The 18,650-nt window shown below is 66.4% G+C and carries 13 protein-coding genes; 10 read left to right on the top strand and 3 right to left on the bottom strand.

The window, feature by feature from the left end:
• The first annotated feature begins 246 nt into the window (after window positions 1-246).
• Together WKW80_RS06420 and WKW80_RS06415 are read left to right on the top strand one after the other, a co-directional pair.
• Window positions 247-6,564, top strand: coding sequence for a HAMP domain-containing protein (locus tag WKW80_RS06420; protein WP_340362711.1), 6,318 nt, complete (start codon window positions 247-249; stop codon window positions 6,562-6,564).
• A complete protein-coding gene (locus WKW80_RS06415) occupies window positions 6,555-8,780 on the top strand; it encodes a response regulator (RefSeq protein ID WP_340362710.1) in 2,226 nt (741 codons plus the stop codon). The genes WKW80_RS06420 and WKW80_RS06415 overlap by 10 nt, the downstream gene beginning before the upstream one ends.
• Here WKW80_RS06415 and WKW80_RS06410 read toward each other — a convergent pair.
• Complete coding sequence (locus WKW80_RS06410; protein ID WP_340362709.1) at window positions 8,762-9,352, bottom strand: lysophospholipid acyltransferase family protein; 591 nt, start codon at window positions 9,350-9,352, stop codon at window positions 8,762-8,764. The genes WKW80_RS06415 and WKW80_RS06410 overlap by 19 nt on opposite strands.
• A gap of 43 nt (window positions 9,353-9,395) precedes the next feature.
• On the opposite strand from WKW80_RS06410, the gene WKW80_RS06405 reads away from it, so the two are divergent.
• The 3 genes from WKW80_RS06405 to WKW80_RS06395 all read left to right on the top strand — a co-directional run bounded on the left by WKW80_RS06405 (window position 9,396) and on the right by WKW80_RS06395 (window position 12,916).
• On the top strand, window positions 9,396-10,631 hold the full coding sequence (locus tag WKW80_RS06405) for an MFS transporter (protein ID WP_340362708.1): 1,236 nt from the start codon (window positions 9,396-9,398) through the stop codon (window positions 10,629-10,631).
• Entirely contained in the window at window positions 10,628-11,830 is a 1,203-nt protein-coding gene (locus WKW80_RS06400; RefSeq protein ID WP_340362707.1) for a cyclic nucleotide-binding domain-containing protein, read from the top strand. Before WKW80_RS06405 ends, WKW80_RS06400 begins: the two co-directional genes overlap by 4 nt.
• 141 nt (window positions 11,831-11,971) lie before the next feature.
• Complete coding sequence (locus WKW80_RS06395) at window positions 11,972-12,916, top strand: ornithine cyclodeaminase family protein (RefSeq protein WP_340362706.1); 945 nt, start codon at window positions 11,972-11,974, stop codon at window positions 12,914-12,916.
• Here the strand turns inward: WKW80_RS06395 and WKW80_RS06390 are convergent.
• Window positions 12,867-13,502, bottom strand: a complete 636-nt coding sequence (locus WKW80_RS06390; RefSeq protein ID WP_340362705.1) for an FABP family protein — start codon at window positions 13,500-13,502, stop codon at window positions 12,867-12,869. The genes WKW80_RS06395 and WKW80_RS06390 overlap by 50 nt on opposite strands.
• Window positions 13,503-13,609: 107 nt before the next feature.
• On the opposite strand from WKW80_RS06390, the gene WKW80_RS06385 reads away from it, so the two are divergent.
• Window positions 13,610-13,972 carry an ATP-binding protein gene (locus tag WKW80_RS06385; RefSeq protein WP_340362704.1) on the top strand — a complete coding sequence of 121 codons (363 nt, stop codon included), beginning with the start codon at window positions 13,610-13,612 and terminating at the stop codon, window positions 13,970-13,972.
• On the opposite strand, the gene WKW80_RS06380 is transcribed toward WKW80_RS06385, so the two are convergent.
• The gene (locus tag WKW80_RS06380; RefSeq protein WP_340362703.1) at window positions 13,938-14,411 is read right to left on the bottom strand and encodes an Lrp/AsnC family transcriptional regulator; all 474 of its coding nucleotides are present in this window, start codon (window positions 14,409-14,411) and stop codon (window positions 13,938-13,940) included. The two genes, WKW80_RS06385 and WKW80_RS06380, sit on opposite strands and share 35 nt — an antisense overlap.
• 205 nt (window positions 14,412-14,616) lie before the next feature.
• Between WKW80_RS06380 and WKW80_RS06375 the strand changes: the two genes are divergently transcribed.
• From WKW80_RS06375 to WKW80_RS06360, 4 genes are read left to right on the top strand one after another with little or no spacing between them, the layout of a single operon-like run.
• On the top strand, window positions 14,617-15,591 hold the full coding sequence (locus WKW80_RS06375) for an ABC transporter substrate-binding protein (RefSeq protein WP_340362702.1): 975 nt from the start codon (window positions 14,617-14,619) through the stop codon (window positions 15,589-15,591).
• A gap of 15 nt (window positions 15,592-15,606) precedes the next feature.
• Entirely contained in the window at window positions 15,607-16,536 is a 930-nt protein-coding gene (locus tag WKW80_RS06370; protein WP_340362701.1) for an ABC transporter permease, read from the top strand.
• Window positions 16,536-17,330: an ABC transporter ATP-binding protein gene (locus tag WKW80_RS06365; RefSeq protein WP_340362700.1), complete on the top strand. Its 795-nt coding sequence runs from the start codon at window positions 16,536-16,538 to the stop codon at window positions 17,328-17,330. Before WKW80_RS06370 ends, WKW80_RS06365 begins: the two co-directional genes overlap by 1 nt.
• Window positions 17,331-17,360: 30 nt before the next feature.
• Entirely contained in the window at window positions 17,361-18,587 is a 1,227-nt protein-coding gene (locus WKW80_RS06360) for a Glu/Leu/Phe/Val dehydrogenase dimerization domain-containing protein (protein WP_340362699.1), read from the top strand.
• Window positions 18,588-18,650 lie beyond the last annotated feature (63 nt).

Here is an 18,650-nt window from a genome sequence, read left to right as displayed (position 1 = left end):
GCGGGTTATCGCGCGCGCCGGGGATGAGGGCCGCGCGAGCGCCTGCCCATGGCCGGCGTCGTCGCCAGAGCAGTCTTGAAGATCGACGGCCGGGAAGCGGAACACTGGTTTTTTCAGCCTCGGTTTGCGGGCCTGCCGATGTTTCCATGGGGATGAGGGCAACACATTTCGGCGTAGTGCCAGTCAGATTGCCCGCGTGTTCGCGGGCGTCGTACTTGTGTTGCCCCATCGACTGGAAGATCGAAAATGAACGCACCCGACACGCTCCAATTGGCCGCGCCCCAAGAGGAATACGAGCTACTGCTGGACGCGCTCGCGAGGTTGCGGATCGGCGATGCGAAGGTGCGGCTGCCGATGCACTGGACCGGCATTGCCGGCCGGGTGGCGGAGGTCTTCAACGACGTGGTCGACCAGAACGCCACGCTCGCTGCCGAGCTGATCCGCCTGCGCAGGGTGGTGGGCAAGGAAGGCAAGCTCAAGCAGCGCGCCATCCTCACCGAGACGCGCGGCTTCTGGGGGCAGTCGATCGAATGCGTCAATGCGCTGATCGATGACCTGGTGCATCCGACCACGGAGGTGGCGCGTGTGATCGGCGCGGTCGCGCAGGGCGACTTGTCCAAGAGCATGGCGCTGGAAGTCGACGGACGCGAACTCGAGGGCGAGTTCCTGCGCACGGCGAAGACGATCAACAAGATGGTCGAGCAGCTTGGCGACTTCTCGGCCGAGGTCACGCGGGTGGCGCGCGAGGTGGGCACCGAAGGCAAGCTCGGCGGCCAGGCCAAGGTCAAGGGCGTGGCGGGCACCTGGAAGGACCTGACCGACTCGGTCAACTCGATGGCAGGCAACCTGACCGACCAGGTGCGCAACATCGCGGATGTGACGACGGCGGTGGCCAAGGGCGACCTCTCGAAGAAGATCGACGTGGACGTGAAGGGCGAGTTCCTGACGCTGAAGAACACGATCAACACGATGGTGGACCAGCTTCGATCGTTCGCATCCGAAGTGACGCGGGTGGCGCGCGAAGTGGGCACCGAAGGCTCGCTCGGCGGGCAGGCGCGGGTGGAAGGCGTGTCGGGGACGTGGAAGGACCTGACCGACTCGGTCAATTCGATGGCCGGCAACCTGACGAGCCAGGTGCGCAACATCGCGGACGTGACGAAGGCGGTGGCTGCGGGGGACCTGTCGAAGAAGATCACGGTGGACGTGAAGGGCGAGATCCTGGAACTTAAGAACACCGTCAACACGATGGTGGACCAGCTTCGGTCGTTCGCCGCGGAAGTGACGCGGGTGGCGCGCGAGGTGGGCACCGAAGGCAAGCTGGGCGGGCAGGCCGACGTGCAGGGTGTGGCCGGCACGTGGAAGGACTTGACCGAGTCGGTGAATTTCATGGCGGGCAACCTCACATCGCAGGTGCGCAACATCGCCGAGGTGACGACCGCGGTGGCGGCCGGGGACCTCTCCAAGAAGATCACGGTGGACGTGAAGGGCGAGATCTCCGAACTGAAGAACACGATCAACACGATGGTGGACCAGCTTCGCTCCTTCGCCGCCGAGGTCACGCGGGTGGCGCGCGAGGTGGGCAGCGAGGGCAAGCTGGGCGGGCAGGCGGACGTGCAGGGCGTGGCCGGCACGTGGAAGGACCTGACCGATTCGGTGAACTCGATGGCGTCGAACCTCACATCGCAAGTACGCAACATCGCCGACGTGACCAAGGCCGTGGCGGCAGGCGATCTGTCCAAGAAGATCACGGTCGACGTGAAGGGCGAAATCCTGGAACTGAAGGCCACTGTCAACACGATGGTGGACCAGCTCTCGTCCTTCGCCGCGGAAGTGACGCGGGTGGCGCGCGAGGTCGGTACGGAAGGGCGGCTCGGCGGGCAGGCGGAAGTGGAGGGCGTGTCGGGCACCTGGAAGGACCTGACCGACTCGGTGAACTCGATGGCCGGCAACCTGACGAGCCAGGTGCGCAACATCGCGGACGTGACGAAGGCGGTGGCCGCGGGCGACCTCTCCAAGAAGATCACCGTGGCGGTGAAGGGCGAGATCCTCGAATTGAAGGCGACGATCAACACGATGGTGGACCAGCTTCGGTCGTTCGCCGCGGAAGTGACGCGGGTGGCGCGCGAGGTGGGCACCGAAGGACGGCTCGGCGGTCAGGCCGACGTGCAAGGCGTGGCGGGCACGTGGAAGGACTTGACCGAGTCGGTGAATTTCATGGCGGGCAACCTGACATCGCAGGTGCGCAACATCGCCGAGGTAACGACGGCAGTGGCGGCCGGGGATCTCTCCAAGAAGATCACGGTGGACGTGAAGGGCGAAATCTCCGAACTGAAGAACACGATCAACACGATGGTGGACCAGCTCTCGTCCTTCGCGGCCGAGGTGACGCGCGTGGCGCGCGAAGTGGGCAGCGAGGGCAAGCTGGGCGGCCAGGCGGACGTGCAGGGCGTGGCCGGCACGTGGAAGGACTTGACCGAATCGGTGAACTCGATGGCGTCGAACCTCACATCGCAAGTGCGCAACATCGCCGACGTGACGAAGGCTGTTGCGGCGGGCGACCTGTCCAAGAAAGTCACGGTGGACGTGAAGGGCGAAATCCTGGAACTGAAGGCCACGGTCAACACGATGGTGGACCAGCTTCGTTCCTTTGCGGCGGAAGTGACGCGGGTGGCGCGCGAAGTCGGCACCGAAGGGATTCTTGGCGGGCAGGCCGACGTGCAAGGCGTGGCGGGCACATGGAAGGACTTGACCGAGTCGGTGAACTTCATGGCCGGCAACCTCACTTCGCAGGTGCGCAACATCGCCGAGGTGACCACGGCCGTGGCCGCGGGCGACCTGTCGAAGAAGATCACCGTCGACGTGAAAGGCGAGATCTCTGAACTCAAGAACACCGTCAACACGATGGTGGACCAGCTTCGCTCCTTCGCCGCCGAAGTGACGCGCGTGGCGCTCGAAGTGGGCACCGAAGGCATCCTGGGCGGGCAGGCCGATGTGCAAGGCGTGGCCGGCACCTGGAAGGACCTGACCGACTCGGTGAACCTGATGGCGTCGAACCTCACCTCGCAGGTGCGCAACATCGCCGACGTGACCAAGGCCGTGGCCGCGGGCGACCTGTCGAAGCAGATCACGGTGGACGTGAAGGGAGAGATCCTGGAACTGAAGGCCACGATCAACACGATGGTGGACCAGCTCTCGTCCTTTGCCGCGGAGGTCACGCGGGTGGCGCGCGAGGTGGGCACCGAAGGGCGGCTGGGCGGACAGGCGCAGGTGCGCGACGTGTCGGGCACATGGAAGGACCTGACCGAAAACGTGAACTTCATGGCCGGCAACCTGACGGGCCAGGTGCGCGGCATTGCCAAGGTGGTGACCGCCGTGGCTACGGGCGACCTGAAGCAGAAGCTCACCGTCGAGGCCAAGGGCGAGATCGCGGCGCTGGCCGAAACCATCAACAGCATGACGGACACGCTCGCGACCTTTGCCGACCAGGTGACCACGGTCGCGCGCGAAGTGGGTGTCGAAGGCAAGCTCGGCGGCCAGGCCAAGGTGCCGGGCGCCGCGGGCACCTGGAAGGGCCTCACCGAGAACGTGAACCAGCTGGCCGCCAACCTCACGACGCAAGTGCGCGCCATCGCCGAAGTGGCGACGGCCGTGACGCAAGGCGACCTGACGCGCTCCATCACAGTCAAGGCGCAAGGCGAAGTGGCAGCGCTGAAGGACACGATCAACGAGATGATCCGCAACCTGAAGGACACCACGCAGAAGAACACCGAGCAGGACTGGCTCAAGACCAACCTCGCGAAGTTCAGCCGCATGCTGCAGGGCCAGAAGGACCTGCTCACGGTCGGCCAGCTCATCCTTTCGGAACTGGCGCCGGTGGTGGGCGCGCAGCAAGCCGAGTTCTACGTACTGGGCACCACCGGCAACACGAGCCGGCTCAAGCTGGTCGCCAGCTATGCGTCGGGCGGGCAGAACGCGCATGGCAAGGAAGTCGATCTGGGCCAGGGGCTGGTCGGCCAGTGCGCGGTCGACAAGGCCAGGATCCTCCTCACCAACGTCGCGAGTACCGCATTCCGCGTGGCCACAGGGCTGAGCGAAAGCGCGGCGATGGATGTCATCGTGCTGCCGATCATCTTCGAAGGCGAAGTGCGCGGCGTGATGGAGCTGGCCTCGCTGGAACGATTCAACCCGTCGCACGAGGCGTTCCTCGACCAGTTGACCGAATCGATCGGCATCGTGATCAACACCATCTCGGCCAACATGCGCACCGAGCACTTGCTGACCCAGTCGCAATCGCTGGCCGAGGAGTTGCAGAACCGGCAGCAAGAGCTGCAGCAGACCAACGAGGAACTGCAGGAAAAGGCCCGCCTGCTGGTGCACCAGAACCAGGAAGTGGAGCGCAAGAACCAGGAGGTCGAGCAGGCCCGCCAGGCGCTGGAAGAAAAGGCGGAGCAACTGGCGCTCACCTCCAAGTACAAGTCGGAATTCCTGGCCAACATGTCGCACGAGTTGCGCACGCCGCTCAACAGCCTGCTGATCCTCTCCGACCAGTTGTGCAAGAACAGCGGCGGCAACCTGACGTCCAAGCAGGTCGAGTTCGCGAAGACCATCCACCTGTCTGGCAACGACCTGCTGATGCTCATCAACGACATCCTCGATTTGTCGAAGATCGAGTCGGGCACCGTTGCGGTCGAGGTCAGCGAGTTGCGGCTGGACGACCTGCAACGCTCGGTCGAGCGCAGCTTCCGGCATGTGGCCGAGGCCAAGCACGTCGGCTTCCACATTCGCGCGACGGGCATGCTGCCCGAGACCATCGTCACCGACGTCAAGCGGCTGCAGCAGATCGTCAAGAACCTGTTGTCGAACGCGTTCAAGTTCACGCACCAGGGGTCGGTGGCGCTGTCGATCGCGACGGCGAACGGCGGCTGGTCGCGCGACAACGAGGAATTGAACCGTGCCAGCAGCGTGATCGCGTTCTCGGTGTCGGACACCGGCATCGGCATCTCCGCGGACAAGCAGCAGATCGTGTTCGAGGCCTTCCAGCAGGCGGATGGCTCCACGTCGCGCAAGTACGGCGGCACGGGCCTGGGCCTGGCCATCAGCCGGGAGCTGGCAAGGTTGCTGGGCGGCGAGATCCGCCTGATCAGCGCGCCAACGGAGGGCAGCACCTTCACGCTGTACCTGCCGCAAAGCTACAGTCCGTCGCGCAGCCTGCGGCCCGGCCGGACCGCGGCGAACGATGCAGCACTGGCTCAACGCAGCCTGGCCGACGAGTCGCTGCAGCGCGCGCTGAAGCCGGTCCTCCCCGTCGCCGCGCCCGAGCTGGCGGACCTGCATGTCGAGGACCTCGGTTCGATCAACGTCGCGGACGACGATCGCGAGAGCATCCTGCCCGGCGAACTGGTGCTGCTCATCGTGGAGAACGACTTGCCGTTCTCGAAGATGCTGCTGCAGGCAGGTCGGCGCTGTGGCTTCAAGGGGCTGGTGAGCCCCACCGGCGCGGGCTCGCTCGCGTTGATCCGCGACTACCGCCCGGCGCTCATCACGCTGGACATCCACCTGCCGGACATGCAGGGCCTGCGCATCCTCGAGCGGCTCAAGGCCGACCTGGGCACGCGGCACATTCCGATCTGCGTGGTCTCCACGGACGACTCGCGTGAACGCGCCTTGAATTCCGGCGCCATCGGGTTCCTGGCCAAGCCGCTGCAATCGATCGACGAGGTGGACGTGGCGCTGCGCCACCTGCATGCCTTCGTGCAGTCGAGTGCCAAGAAGCTGGTCGTCGTGATGCAGCCTTCGCCGGTACGCGACAAGTACCTCGCGGCACTGGGCAATGGCGACCTGCGGCCGGTGGTGGTGGAGGCAGCCGACGTGCTGCGAAGCGAGCTTGCGAAGGGCGACGTCGACTGCCTCGTGACCGATGGGCTGCTGAAGGGATTCGGGCGCAGCGACCTGTCCGAATACATCGATGCGCGTACCGCCGCCCGCCAGCTTCCGGTGCTGCTGCATCGTTCGTCCGACGCGGGCTCGGCGACGCATTGGGAATATGGCCACCATGGTTCGATCCTGCGCACCGCGGATACGCTGGAAGGCCTGATCGACGCGACCGCGTTTCTCCTGCATCGCGGCATTGCCTCGATGACGCAGCAGGAACGCATCGCGGTGGAGAGTGCGAACGATGCGTCGCGCATCCTGACGGGCAAGAAAGCGCTGATCGTCGACGACGACGTGCGCAACATCTTTGCGCTGGCAACGGTGCTGGAGGAGCAGGGGATGGAAGTCGTGTCGGCCGAGAACGGTCGCGACGCCATCCAGCTCGTGCAGGACGATCCGGACATCGACGTGGTGCTGATGGACATCATGATGCCGGAGATGGACGGCATGCAGACCATGCGCGAGCTGCGCAAGCTGCCCTCCGGCAAGCACCTGCCGCTCATCGCGGTGACGGCCAAGGCGATGAAGGGCGATCGCGAGAAATGCATCGAGGCCGGCGCGTGGGACTACCTGTCGAAGCCGGTTGAAACGGCGCACCTGCTGGTCGTGCTGCGAGGCTGGCTATGCAAGTAGCCCGGTCACTGTCCGACTTTCTCGTCAACGAGAGCCCGGGCGACGCCGGCGGCGAAGAGAAGGCCAACATCCTCATCGTCGACGACCTGCCCGAGAAGCTGCTGGTGTTCCAGACCGTGCTGGAGGAACTGGGCCAGAACCTGGTGCCGGTGCAGTCCGGTGCCGCGGCATTGCGCGAGATCCTGAAGCGCGAGTTCGCGGTCATCCTGCTCGACGTCAACATGCCGGAGATCGACGGCTTCGAGACCGCGGCGCTCATCCGCAAGCACCGCCGCTCGGCGCACACGCCGATCATCTTCATCACCTCGTATGCGGACGAGGTACAGACGGCGCGCGGCTATTCGCTGGGCGCTGTCGACTACATCCTCTCTCCGGTGGTGCCGGAGATCCTGCGCAGCAAGGTGGGCGTGTTCGTATCGCTCTACCTGATGACGCGCCAGATCCGTCGCCAGGCCGACGGCAAGGCGGCCGTGCTCGCGGCCGAGGCGGCGCGCCGCATCGCGGAAGAAAACGACCGGTGCTCCGCCTTTCTCGCGCGCGCCAGCCGCATGCTCAGCGGCTCGCTGCAGGCCGAAGTGGCGATGAACCAGTGCGCCGAGTTGCTGATTCCCGAACTGGCCTCGTTCGCGCTGATCCAGCTCACCGACCCCGACTTCGGCCAGGCCGAGCCGCTGGTGGCCTCCGTGTCCGAAGGACGCGTCTACGCCTCGCGGCAGCCCGAGGCTGATCTCGACCCGCTGCTTCGCGAAACGATGAAGGACGCAATCGACGCAAGGGAGCGGCGGGCGGTCCAGGCCATCCGCGCCCCGGGTGTCGGCTCGCCCGCGCTGGAGCTGATTCACGCACGGCGCCTGTCGACGCTCAATTCGTTCATGGCCGTGCCGCTGCTGCTGGGCGAGCGCGTGCTGGGTGCGATCCTGATCGCGACGGACGGCGAGAGCCCGTGGAAGGCGCATCTGTCGATGTTGCTGGAAGAGATTGCCACGCGGGCCGCGAGCGCATTCGAGAACGTCAGGCTCTACGGCGTGCTGCAGCGCGAGGTGCACGAGCGCATGGCCGCGCAGGAAGAGTTGCAGGAGTCCAATCAGCGCAAGGACGAGTTCCTCGCGATGATGTCGCACGAGTTGCGCAACCCGCTGGCGCCGATCCAGATGGCGGTGGAGGTGGTGCGCCGCACCGCGGCCCCGCACCCCAAGGTGGCGTGGGCCATCGACATTGCCAACCGGCAACTTCGGCAGATGACACGACTGATCGAGGAACTGCTCGACGTCACGCGCATCAGCCAGGGCAAGATTGTGCTGAAGCGCGAGCGCATGGATTTGAACGCGGTGATTTCGCAGGGCGTGGAGACGGTGCACGGCCTCATCCAGTCCCGCAGGCAGAAGCTCAGCGTGGATCTGCCCCCGCATGCCGTCTGGCTCGATGGCGATGTGGCACGGCTGACACAGGTCGTGGCCAACCTGCTGCACAACGCGTCGAAATACAGCCCCGAGGAAACGACCATCTCGCTGCATTCGCGCATCGTGGACGAGGAAGTCGTGGTCTCGGTGGTCGACCACGGCATGGGCATCGACCCCGAACTGCTGCCTCGGATCTTCGATTTGTTCGCGCAGGGCAAGCGCGGGTTGGACCGCTCCCAGGGCGGGCTGGGCGTCGGCCTGACGCTGGCGCGCCGGCTGGCGCAGTTGCACGGCGGGGATGTCGAGGTGTTCAGCGCGGGCTTCGACAAGGGTTCCGAGTTCAGGGTGCGCCTGCCCGGCGTGATGCCGGACAATCCGCCGCCCGGTGCCGTGATGGCGGCGGTGCCATTGCGCAAGGAAGCGCTGCGCATCCTGGTGGTCGACGACAACCACGACGCCGCCGTCGCCATCGCGGCCGTGCTCGAACTCGATGGCCACGAGGTGCGAGTCTCGCGCGACGGGCAGCAGGCGCTGGCCGAACTGGCCGGTTTCCGGGCGCAGGTCGTCATCCTGGACATCGGCCTGCCGGTCCTGGACGGCTACCAGGTGGCGCGGCGCATCCGCATGCTGCCCGAGGGCAAAGACATCCTGCTCATCGCGTTGACGGGCTACGGGCAGAGCAGCGACCGTCAGGCCGCGACCGACGCCGGCTTCGACAGGCACTTCGTCAAGCCGGCGGACACGGTGCTGATGCTCGGGTGCATCGACGAATGGCGGGCCCGCGCCGGCGCCGCGCCTCAGCCCGCGTCGAACTGATCTTCGTTGCGGCCCCGGAATGGCGCGTAGAACGCCCGGATATGGGCGATGTCTGCATCGACATCCTCGCCCGGGTCGATCAGCGGCCCCAGGCCGCAGCGGCGGCCGCCCCAGTCCAGGTAGGACAACTGGATGGGCAGCCCGGCGCCGCGCGCGATGTGATGAAAGCCGGCCTTCCATTGGGCGGTGCGCCTGCGCGTGCCTTCCGGCGACACCACGAGCTGCAGCGGGCCGGCTGCTGTCGTCAAGGCCAGGACGGACGCCGCGACGAGGTTGTTGGCCCGCTCGCGATGCACCGGAATGCCGCCAAGCCAGCGCATCAGCCACCCGAACGGCGGCCGGAACAGCGAAGCCTTGCCGAGCCAGCGGATGCGCATGCCCAGGCCGAACGCGGCCAGGAGCGTGAAGGGGAAGTCCCAATTGCTCGTATGCGGTGCCGCGATGACCACGCAACGCGCCGCCAACGGCGACAACTCACCCTGCAAGCGCCAGCCGAGCAGGCGCAGCACGCCGCGCGAAAGCGACCGCAGCAGCGGCTCCAGCATGGGTGTGTTGAAGATGGTACGGGCCACGAGATGCAAGCATAGGGCAAGGGTCCGGCTCTACACTGGCCCAATGCCCGAACCCTTGAAACCGGAGATCGATGGCAGACCCCTGGCGGGGATGTCCCAGCCGCCTTCCGCCTCGATCGACGTGGCCTTGCGCCGCATGCCGGCACTGCTGTGCGCGGCGGTGACGGCGGGCTTCGAGGCCGGCGCCATCGGCTACGTGCTGCCAGCCATGCGAACGGCCACCGGGGCTTCGGCGCAATTGTCCTCGTGGCTGCTGTCGATCTTTGTCGCGGCGACGCTGGTCGCGGTGCCACTGGCCGCGCTGGCTGCGCGACGCAGGGGTGCGACGCGCCTGCTGCGCGGCTGCCTGCTGCTGGCCGTGGTGTCGGGCGGCCTGGCCACCGTGTTGCCCAGTCCCGACGGTGTGCTGCTCGCGCGTGCGTTGCAAGGCCTGGCTCTCGGTCCCTTGCTGCCCCTGGTGGCAGCCGTCATCGTGATTCACTGGCCGCCGCAGCAGCATGGCCGATTGCTCGGCCAGACGTCGATGGCCTATGGCCTGAGCTACGTGGCGGCCACCATCGGCACGCCCTGGCTCCTGCAACTCGGCTGGCGCAGCGCATTCACGTTGGGAGCGTGCCTGGCGTTGTTGTCGCTGGCCTGGCCGCTGCCGCCCGCTGCGACGTCCGGCGACGCTCGGCGACCGCCTCCCTGGTGGCTGGCCTTCAGCCGGCCGATGCACGCGACCGCGGTGCTGGCGCTGGGCACGGGCGCCGGGCAGGCGGTGCTGGTATGGATGCCGTCGGTGGCGGCCGTTCGGCTGGGGTTGGGCATGACCGCAACGGCGCCGCTCATGGTGCCCCTGTTGCTCGGGGGCCTGTGCGCCACGGCCTTCGTGATCCGTTCCCTGGACCGACTCGGCGCACGGTCCATGGTGGTGATCGGCCTGGCGACCGCGATCGCGGGCGTGCTGATGGTGGTGGCCGCACCGGCAGGGCGAGGCTTCTTCATGGCCGGCGGCGCGGCGATGGGTTTTGGCATTGGCTTGCTGTCGGGCGGGCCACTGCGCTATGCCGCGGCGCGCGCGCTGCCGCCCGAAGTGCAGGCGCTGGCCCAGGGTGCGGTGGCCTGGCTGACCGACGTCGGCCTGCTCTTCGGCAGCGTTCTGATGGGCCATGTCGCCGGACGAGGCAGCGATGCGCGCACAGGGATCGAAGCGGCCGTGGCGCTCGCAGGCCTGCTGATGCTGTTGTGTGCCCCGGCGGTACTGCGACTGCCCCGGCAGAGCCGGGGGGTCCCATGAAGAGGATCGGCAACGTGGACGTCAAGCATCCCGTTCAGCACGATGACGCAGCAGCCCGGGCCTTGCTGGGGCGCTGCGCCATCTTCCGGCGTTGCGGCGCCGCCGACCTCGCGGCCCTGGCGAGCAGCACCCGCTGGATCGAGCATGCCGACGGCGCCGATCTCGTGCGCGAAGGCGACATGCCGCAGGAACTGCTGGTCCTGGAGCATGGCTACGCGCAGGTGATCAAGCGCGGGGCCAATGGCGACGAGCACGTGATCAACCGCGTCGGACCGGGCGACTCGATCGGCGAGATGGCCTTGTTCGACATCGTGCCGCGGTCGGCCACCGTGCGCGCCGACGGACCGGTGCGCAGCCTGCTGCTTCCGTTGGCCGACATCGTCGACCTGGCCGAAACGCGGCCGTCGCTGGTGCCGGTGTTGATGGACATCGGCGCCCTCGTGGCCGACCGCCTGCGCGTGAGTAGCGCCAACGCCGCGGCCGCTGCCGACCGCATGCTGGCCGAAGAGCAGACGCGCGCCGTGATGGGTCGCTTCACGCTGCTGCTGATGCTGGCCTACACGCTCTACACCTGGGTGCTCGGCACGGCCATCAAGGTCAAGGAGACCTTCGGCCACAGCGAGTTCATCACGGTGCCGGCGATCTTTGTCTGCTGCGCGATCCTGTTCGCCTTCATGCGCGTGTCGGGCTATCCGGCGCGCTTCTTCGGCCTGACGACCGAACACGCCGGGCGCGATGTCGGCGAGGCGCTGCTTTTCACGCTGCCGCTGATGGCCGCCACGGTGTTGCTGAAGCTCGCGCTGGTCGCGTGGGTGCCGGCCATGCAGGGCCTGCCGGTGTTCCAGATGTCCTCGCCGCCGTCCGGGCCGCCTGCTGGTGGATTCAACCCGTGGCTGGCCGCGGCCTACATCGTGTTCGCGCCGTTCCAGGAACTGATCTATCGCGGCGGCGTGCAAGGCCCCTTGTCGCATTTCCTGACCGGACGCTGGCGCACCTGGCTGGCCATCGTCGGCGCGAACATCATCTTCTCGGCGGCGCACCTGTACGTGTCGCCGGGGCTGGCCGGGATTGCCTTCGTGGCTGGCCTGTTCTGGGGCTGGCTGTATGCGCGCCAGGGCGGGCTCGTCGGCGTGTCGGTGTCACACGTCCTGCTGGGCTTGTGGGCCTTCGAAGTGGTTGGCCTCGGGGTCCTTCAATAGCGGCCGGGGCTTGTTTGTTCCTGAAGCGTTTGCGCGCGGAGATCAACCGGCTCGCCGACGCCGGCAAGGTGGTGGTCGAGTTCTCCACGCCGGAGGCAATGCAGGAGAAGATCATGCACACCGCAATTCATTGAGACCCTCATGAAATTCCTCGACGAGCAGGCCGTGCGCGAGTTGCTGCGCATGGAAGCATTGATCCCCGTCATGGAGGACGCCTTGCGCGCGCTGTCGTCCGCCGAGGCGGTGCAGCCGCTGCGCAATGTGCTGTCCGTCCCCGGGCACGGCGGCTTTTTCTTCACCATGCCGGCGAGTGTCTCGGGGCAACTGGGCGCGAAGCTCGTGACCTTCTATCCGGACAACAAGGACGTGCACACGCACCATGCGCTGATCATGCTGTTCAGGCCGGAAACGGGCGAGCCGCTGGCCGTGATGGATGGGCGGCTCATCACGGAGATGCGCACGGCGGCAGTGTCGGCGGCAGCCACGCGCCGGCTCGCCCGCAAGGACGCGCGCTCGCTGGCGATCATCGGCTCCGGCGTGCAGGCGCAGAGTCATCTGGAAGCGATGCGGCTGGTGCGCCAGTTCGAGGAAGTGAGCGTGTGGAGTCCGACCCGCGCAGAGGCCTTCGCACGCGAGCACGGCGTGCGCGCGGCGACTTCGGCCGAGGATGCGGTGCGCGGCGCGGATGTGGTCGTCGTCGCCACGACGTCGCGGACGCCGGTACTGCAAGGCAGCTGGCTGTCGCCGGGCGTTCACGTCAATGCGGTCGGAGCCCCGCGGCCCGACTGGCGCGAACTGGATGACGAGGCGCTCGGGCGTTGCCGTCTCTACGTCGAAGCGCGGGAGGCCGCGTCCCGCGAATCGGGCGACGTGATCGCCGCCGGCCATATCTTCGCGGAGATCGGCGAGGTCATCGGCGGACAGCGGCCCGGCCGCCAGCACGAAGACGACATCACGCTGTTCAAGTCGGTCGGCGTCGCGGTGGAAGACATCGCGGCCGCTGGACTGGTGTACCGCGCCTCAGGGGATGCCGGCCTCAAGCCTGCATGGCCAGCGGATTCGGGGACGGCTCACCGATCTTCGTGAGCGTGTTGCGGTCGGTGTGGTGGAAGGGTTCGGCCAGCCCCTGGATCTGCATGACGGTGTCCTGGTCGTATGACCAGGTGCCGTCGGCGTTGAATGCCACCTTGATGCGCCACTCCAGCGTGGTGAAGGCATGCTCGATGAACGGGTTCGAGACGATGCCGTTCACCAGGCTCCCATGCGTGGCCACGAGTTCGAAGCTGTCCGCGTCGGCACTGGCGGTGCCGGTCGCCATCGCGATCTGGCCGCGGGGAATCGCCAGTGTCTGCATGACGATGTTGGTGGCGGGTTCCCACAGCCAGTAGCCGACCTGGTCGTGGTACATCTTGGTCAGGCCCGGCTTGTGGATGAAGGTGTGATAGCGCAGGCCGTAGAGCACTTGCGGGCCGTTGGTCTGGGGATCGATCGGCTGCAGTTCGTAGTGCTCGATATAGGTCTGCGTCTTCGGGCCCTGCGCCTTGGGCTTGACGTCCACGCCTTTTTCGCCGCTCCACAGGCCGGCCATCCTGCGCAACGGGCCGAGGTTGGCGAGGGTCTTGCCGTCCAGGTTGGCGGGCTCGGTGTAGATGTCTTCGGGAAACGTGGGCATGGGCGGGACTTGAAAGTGGGGTTGCATGGGCCTCGCCGGCCGGGTGGCAACCCGCGGCGAAACGGTGGCTATGATGACTCAAGACTCGGGCCAATCCCAGCGAAAGGATGGTTGCTCCGCCCATGAACGCCGTGACCGCCATGAACGCCGTGACCGCCATGACCCCCATGACCCCCATGACCCCCGACCCGGCAATGCCATCGCCTCGGCCTGCCCGGCCGGCCCGACCCGGTTGGCTGCCCGAGGTCGACGCCGCCCGTTGCACGGGCTGCGGATGGTGCGTGGCCGCGTGCGACCTTCACCTGCTCAGCCTCGAAGTCGTGCAATGGAGAAAGATCTCGACGCTGCATGACGCCGATCGGTGCACGGGCTGCAGCGACTGCGCCGTGAAGTGCCCCTTCCATGTGATCACGATGCGCAAGGGCGGCGGCCGACTCACTCCGGCAACGGCAACGCACTCGTGCACTTGAACTCGTCCAGGCACACGCTGGAGCGCACGGCATCCACGCCTGGCAGCCGCATCAGCTTGTCGATGAGGAACTGCGACAGCGACTTCAGGTCGCGCGCGATGACCTTGATCATGAAGTCGTAGTCACCGGTGGTGGAGTAGCACTCCAGCACTTCCGGCAGGTGGACCACCACGTCGGTGAACTTCGACATCTCGCGGATGTGGCCCTTTTCCATCGCGACGTGGATGAAGGCGATGACGTTCAGGTCGAGCCTTGCCGCGGCCAGCCGCGTCTCGTAGCGGGCGATGAAGCCGGCTTCCTCGAGCCGCTTGTGGCGGCGGTGGCACTGCGCGGGCGAGAGCCCGGCGGCCTCGGCCAACTCGAGGTTGGAGGCGCGTCCGTGGTCCTGCAAATAGGCCAGGATTTTCCGGTCGATACGGTCGAAATCGGCTTCGTACAAGATCCTCTCCTTTTTCTGGTGATCGGCGCAATCATATTGCGCGCCTGAGGGTTCGCCCTAGCGTGGGATGAAAACAGATTCCTCGTGCAAAAGTTCACACTTCTTCACCTCGAAAGCGGTTCGACGATGGCAGCCAAAAGCTGTTTCGCTCGGACGGCTCTTCGGGCATCGAGCCACCCGCTCCTCATCACTTCAGGACTCCACCGTGAAATATTCTTTCTTGCGTACCCCCTTGTCCCTGCTTGCCGTCGCACTCGCCGGCGTCGCCGCCGCCCCCACCTATGCCGCCGAGAAATCGGTCGCTGTCACAGCGATCGTGGAACACAAGGCCCTCGATGCCGTGCGCGATGGCGTCCAGGACGAGCTGAAGGCCGCAGGCTTCGAGCCCGGCAAGAATCTGAAGTACGAATACCAGAGCGCGCAAGGCAACACCGGCACGGCCGCGCAGATCGCTCGCAAGTACGTCGGCGAACGTCCTGACGTGATCGTGGCCATCGCCACGCCGTCGGCCCAGGCGGTGGTGGCCGCGAGCAAGGACATCCCCGTGGTGTACAGCGCGGTGACCGACCCGGTCGCGGCAAAGCTGGTCAAGAGCTGGGATGCATCGGGCACCAACGTGACCGGCGTGTCGGACCTGTCGCCGCTGGAAAAGCACCTGGACCTGATCAAGCGCGTGGTGCCCAATGCCAAGCGCGTCGGCGTGATCTACAGCCCGGGCGAGGCGAACTCGGTGGCCATCGTCGAGTCGCTGAAGAAGGCCGCGTCGGCCGCCGGCATGACGCTGGTGGAAGCCTCCGCTGCACGCACCGTCGACGTGGCCAGCGCCGCGCAAAGCCTGGTCGGCAAGGTCGACGTGATCTATGCACCGACCGACAACAACGTGATGTCGGCATTCGAAGGCATCGTCAAGGTCGCGCAACAGTCCAAGATTCCCGTGGTTGCGGCCGATACCGACGCCGTCAAGCGCGGCGCCGTCGCGGCACTCGGCCTGAACTACTACGACATCGGCCACCAGACCGGCAAGATCGTGGTGAGCATCCTCAAGGGCCAGGCACCGGGCACGATCGCCTCGCAGACCAGCAACAACTTCGAACTGCACGTGAACCCCGCGGCCGCGGAGAAGCAGGGCGTGAAGCTGTCGGAAGCGCTCATCAAGTCGGCCCAGGTCGTGGTGAAGTAAGCAGGGCTGCCGAACATGTCGCTCATCGCCTCCCTGGGCGCCATCGAGATCGGTCTGATATTCGGACTGGTCGCGCTGGGTGTCTTCCTCTCGTTTCGCATCATCAACTTTCCGGACCTGACGGTCGACGGCAGCTTTCCGCTCGGCGGCGCCGTGGCGGCGACGCTGATCGTCGCGGGCTGGAATCCGTTTGCCGCGACGGCGGCTGCGGTCGTGGCCGGCGCGATGTCGGGCTATCTCACGGCCTGGCTCAACGTGCGGCTGCGCATCATGCAGCTGCTCGCCAGCATCCTCGTGATGATCGGCCTGTATTCGGTGAACCTGCGCATCATGGGCAAGCCCAACGTGGCGCTGATCAACGATGCGACCGTGTTCAGCATGCTCGACTTCGGCGGCATGCCGGACTACTGGCTGAAGCCCATCGTGCTGCTGGTGATCGTGATCGTGGCCAAGGTGCTGATCGACCTGTTCTTCGCCTCCGAGATCGGCCTGGCGATGCGTGCCACCGGCGGCAATCCGCGCATGGCGCGTGCACAGGGCATCTCGACGGACCGCCAGACGGTGTGGGGGCTCGCGATTTCCAACGCGCTGGTCGCGCTGGCCGGCGCGCTGTTCGTGCAGTCGCAGGGCGGGGCGGACATCTCGATGGGCATCGGCACCATCGTGGTCGGCCTGGCCGCGGTGATCATCGGAGAGACCATCCTGCCGGCCCGCAGCCTCGTCATCACGACGCTGGCCTGCGTGCTGGGTGCGGTGCTGTATCGCTTCTTCATCGCGCTGGCGCTCAACAGCGACTTCATCGGGTTGAAGGCGCAGGACCTGAACCTCGTGACTGCCGTGCTGGTGGCACTCGCGCTGCTGGTTCCCAACTTCAGGCGCAAGCTGGCGGGGCTGTTCCCCGGCGTGCGCGGCAATGCAGTGACTGCCATCAAGGAGGCCAAGTAATGTTGCGCGCAAAAGGACTCGAGATCACCTTCAACGCCGGCACGCCGATCGAGAACCGCGTGCTGCGCGGGTTGAACCTGACCATTCCCACGGGGCAGTTCGTCACCGTGATCGGCTCCAACGGCGCGGGCAAGTCGACCTTCCTCAATGCCGTCAGCGGCGACCTGATGGTCGACAGCGGCAGCATCAGGATCGACGATGCCGACGTCACGCGCCTGTCGGCTTGGCAGCGCTCCGACCTGGTGGCCCGCGTGTTCCAGGACCCGATGGCCGGCACCTGCGAGGCACTGACCATCGAAGAAAACATGGCGCTGGCCTGCAAGCGCGGCGCGCGCCGTGGCTTCGGCTTCGCGGTGAAGCGCAGCCTGCGCGAGTTCTTCCGCGAGAAGCTCGGCATGCTCAACCTCGGGCTGGAAAACCGCCTGGCCGACCGCATGGGCTTGCTCTCGGGCGGACAGCGGCAAGCCGTGAGCTTGCTGATGGCCTCGCTGCAACCGTCGCGCATCCTGCTGCTCGACGAGCACACCGCGGCGCTCGACCCGAAGACGGCCGCGTTCGTTCTGGAGCTCACCGCGAAGATCGTCGAGGGCAGCAAGCTCACCGCCATGATGGTGACGCACAGCATGCGCCAGGCGCTGGACTACGGCACGCGCACCGTGATGCTGCACGAGGGCCGCGTGATCCTCGACGTCGAGGGCGAGGAACGCGCCGGCATGGACGTGCCCGACCTCCTGCACATGTTCGAAAAGACCCGCGGCGAAAAGCTCGACGACGACAAGCTCCTCCTGGCTTGATGCCTCCAACCCGACACCGAAAGAATTGAAATGAAAGAACTCCTGAACCGCTTCGAGAACAAGGCCCCCGAGATCGTTTTCGAATGGCACGATGCCGAGACGCCCGCCAAGGGCTGGGTCGTCATCAACTCCCTGCGCGGTGGCGCAGCCGGCGGCGGCACGCGCATGCGGCCGGGCCTGGATCGCCGCGAAGTCGTGTCGCTGGCCAAGACCATGGAGGTCAAGTTCAGCGTCTCCGGCCCGGCCATCGGCGGCGCCAAGTCGGGCATCGACTTCGACCCGGCCGATCCACGCAAGGAAGGCGTGCTGCAACGCTGGTACAAGGCCGTGACGCCGCTGCTCAAGACCTACTACGGCACCGGCGGCGACCTCAACGTCGACGAAGTGCATGAGGTGATTCCAATCACCGAAAGCTACGGCCTGTGGCATCCGCAGGAAGGCGTGGTCAACGGCCACTACCAGCCGACCGACAGCGAGCGCATCCAGAAGGTCGGCCAGCTTCGCATGGGCGTGGCCAAGGTCGTCGAGGACCCGCGCTACACGCCGATCAGCGGCCGCAAGTACGTGGTGGCCGACCTGATCACCGGCTGGGGCGTTGCGGAGTCCGTGCTGCACTACTACAGCCTCTACGGCGGCAAGATCCTCGGAAAGCGCGTCGTCGTGCAGGGCTGGGGCAACGTCGGCGCGGCCGCGGCGTACTACCTGGCGCAGGCCGGCGCCAAGGTGGTCGGCATCATCGACCGGCAGGGTGGGGTGCTCAATGCCGAAGGCTTCAGCTTCACGCAGATCCGCACGATGTTCCTGAACAAGAACGGCAACCAGCTCGCCACCGAGGGCATGCTGTCGTTCGATGAGATCAACGAGCAGGTGTGGAGCGTGGGCGCCGAAGTGTTCCTGCCGTGCGCGGGCTCACGCCTGGTGACTCAGGAGCAGGTCGAGCAGCTGATCGAGGGGGGGCTCGAACTCGTGGCCAGCGGCGCCAACGTGCCTTTCGCCGACAAGGAGATCTTCTACGGCCCGATCTACGAGCACGCCGATTCGCGCGTGGCGGTGATCCCCGACTTCATCGCCAACTGCGGCATGGCGCGCGCATTCGCCTTCATGATGCAGGGCGGCGCGGAGATTTCGGACGATGCGATCTTCCGCGACGTGTCGACCACGATTGCCACGGCGCTCGAAAGCTGCCACGGGCGCTCGAAGGCGCATACGGGCATTGCGAAGACTGCCTTCGAGAATGCGCTGACGCAGCTGGTGTGACGCGAGGCGAGCCGCAGGGCCTTAAGTGGCTCGGCGGCAAGCGGCTCGGCGGCAACCGGTTCA

Source organism: Variovorax humicola (assembly GCF_037889915.1).
Taxonomy (GTDB): domain Bacteria; phylum Pseudomonadota; class Gammaproteobacteria; order Burkholderiales; family Burkholderiaceae_C; genus Variovorax; species Variovorax humicola.
Note: the sequence above shows the minus strand (reverse complement) of the source record. Positions and strands in the feature narration are given on the sequence as shown.

What these genes read in the sequence shown, in the direction of transcription:
- WKW80_RS06390 (WP_340362705.1), bottom strand. Translation starts at nt 13,502, where the DNA reads ATGCCCACGTTTCCCGAAGACATCTACACCGAGCCCGCCAACCTGGAC.
- WKW80_RS06400 (WP_340362707.1), top strand. Translation starts at nt 10,628, where the DNA reads ATGAAGAGGATCGGCAACGTGGACGTCAAGCATCCCGTTCAGCACGAT.
- WKW80_RS06370 (WP_340362701.1), top strand. Translation starts at nt 15,607, where the DNA reads ATGTCGCTCATCGCCTCCCTGGGCGCCATCGAGATCGGTCTGATATTC.
- WKW80_RS06365 (WP_340362700.1), top strand. Translation starts at nt 16,536, where the DNA reads ATGTTGCGCGCAAAAGGACTCGAGATCACCTTCAACGCCGGCACGCCG.
- WKW80_RS06360 (WP_340362699.1), top strand. Translation starts at nt 17,361, where the DNA reads ATGAAAGAACTCCTGAACCGCTTCGAGAACAAGGCCCCCGAGATCGTT.
- WKW80_RS06385 (WP_340362704.1), top strand. Translation starts at nt 13,610, where the DNA reads ATGGTTGCTCCGCCCATGAACGCCGTGACCGCCATGAACGCCGTGACC.
- WKW80_RS06395 (WP_340362706.1), top strand. Translation starts at nt 11,972, where the DNA reads ATGAAATTCCTCGACGAGCAGGCCGTGCGCGAGTTGCTGCGCATGGAA.
- WKW80_RS06420 (WP_340362711.1), top strand. Translation starts at nt 247, where the DNA reads ATGAACGCACCCGACACGCTCCAATTGGCCGCGCCCCAAGAGGAATAC.
- WKW80_RS06415 (WP_340362710.1), top strand. Translation starts at nt 6,555, where the DNA reads ATGCAAGTAGCCCGGTCACTGTCCGACTTTCTCGTCAACGAGAGCCCG.
- WKW80_RS06405 (WP_340362708.1), top strand. Translation starts at nt 9,396, where the DNA reads ATGCCCGAACCCTTGAAACCGGAGATCGATGGCAGACCCCTGGCGGGG.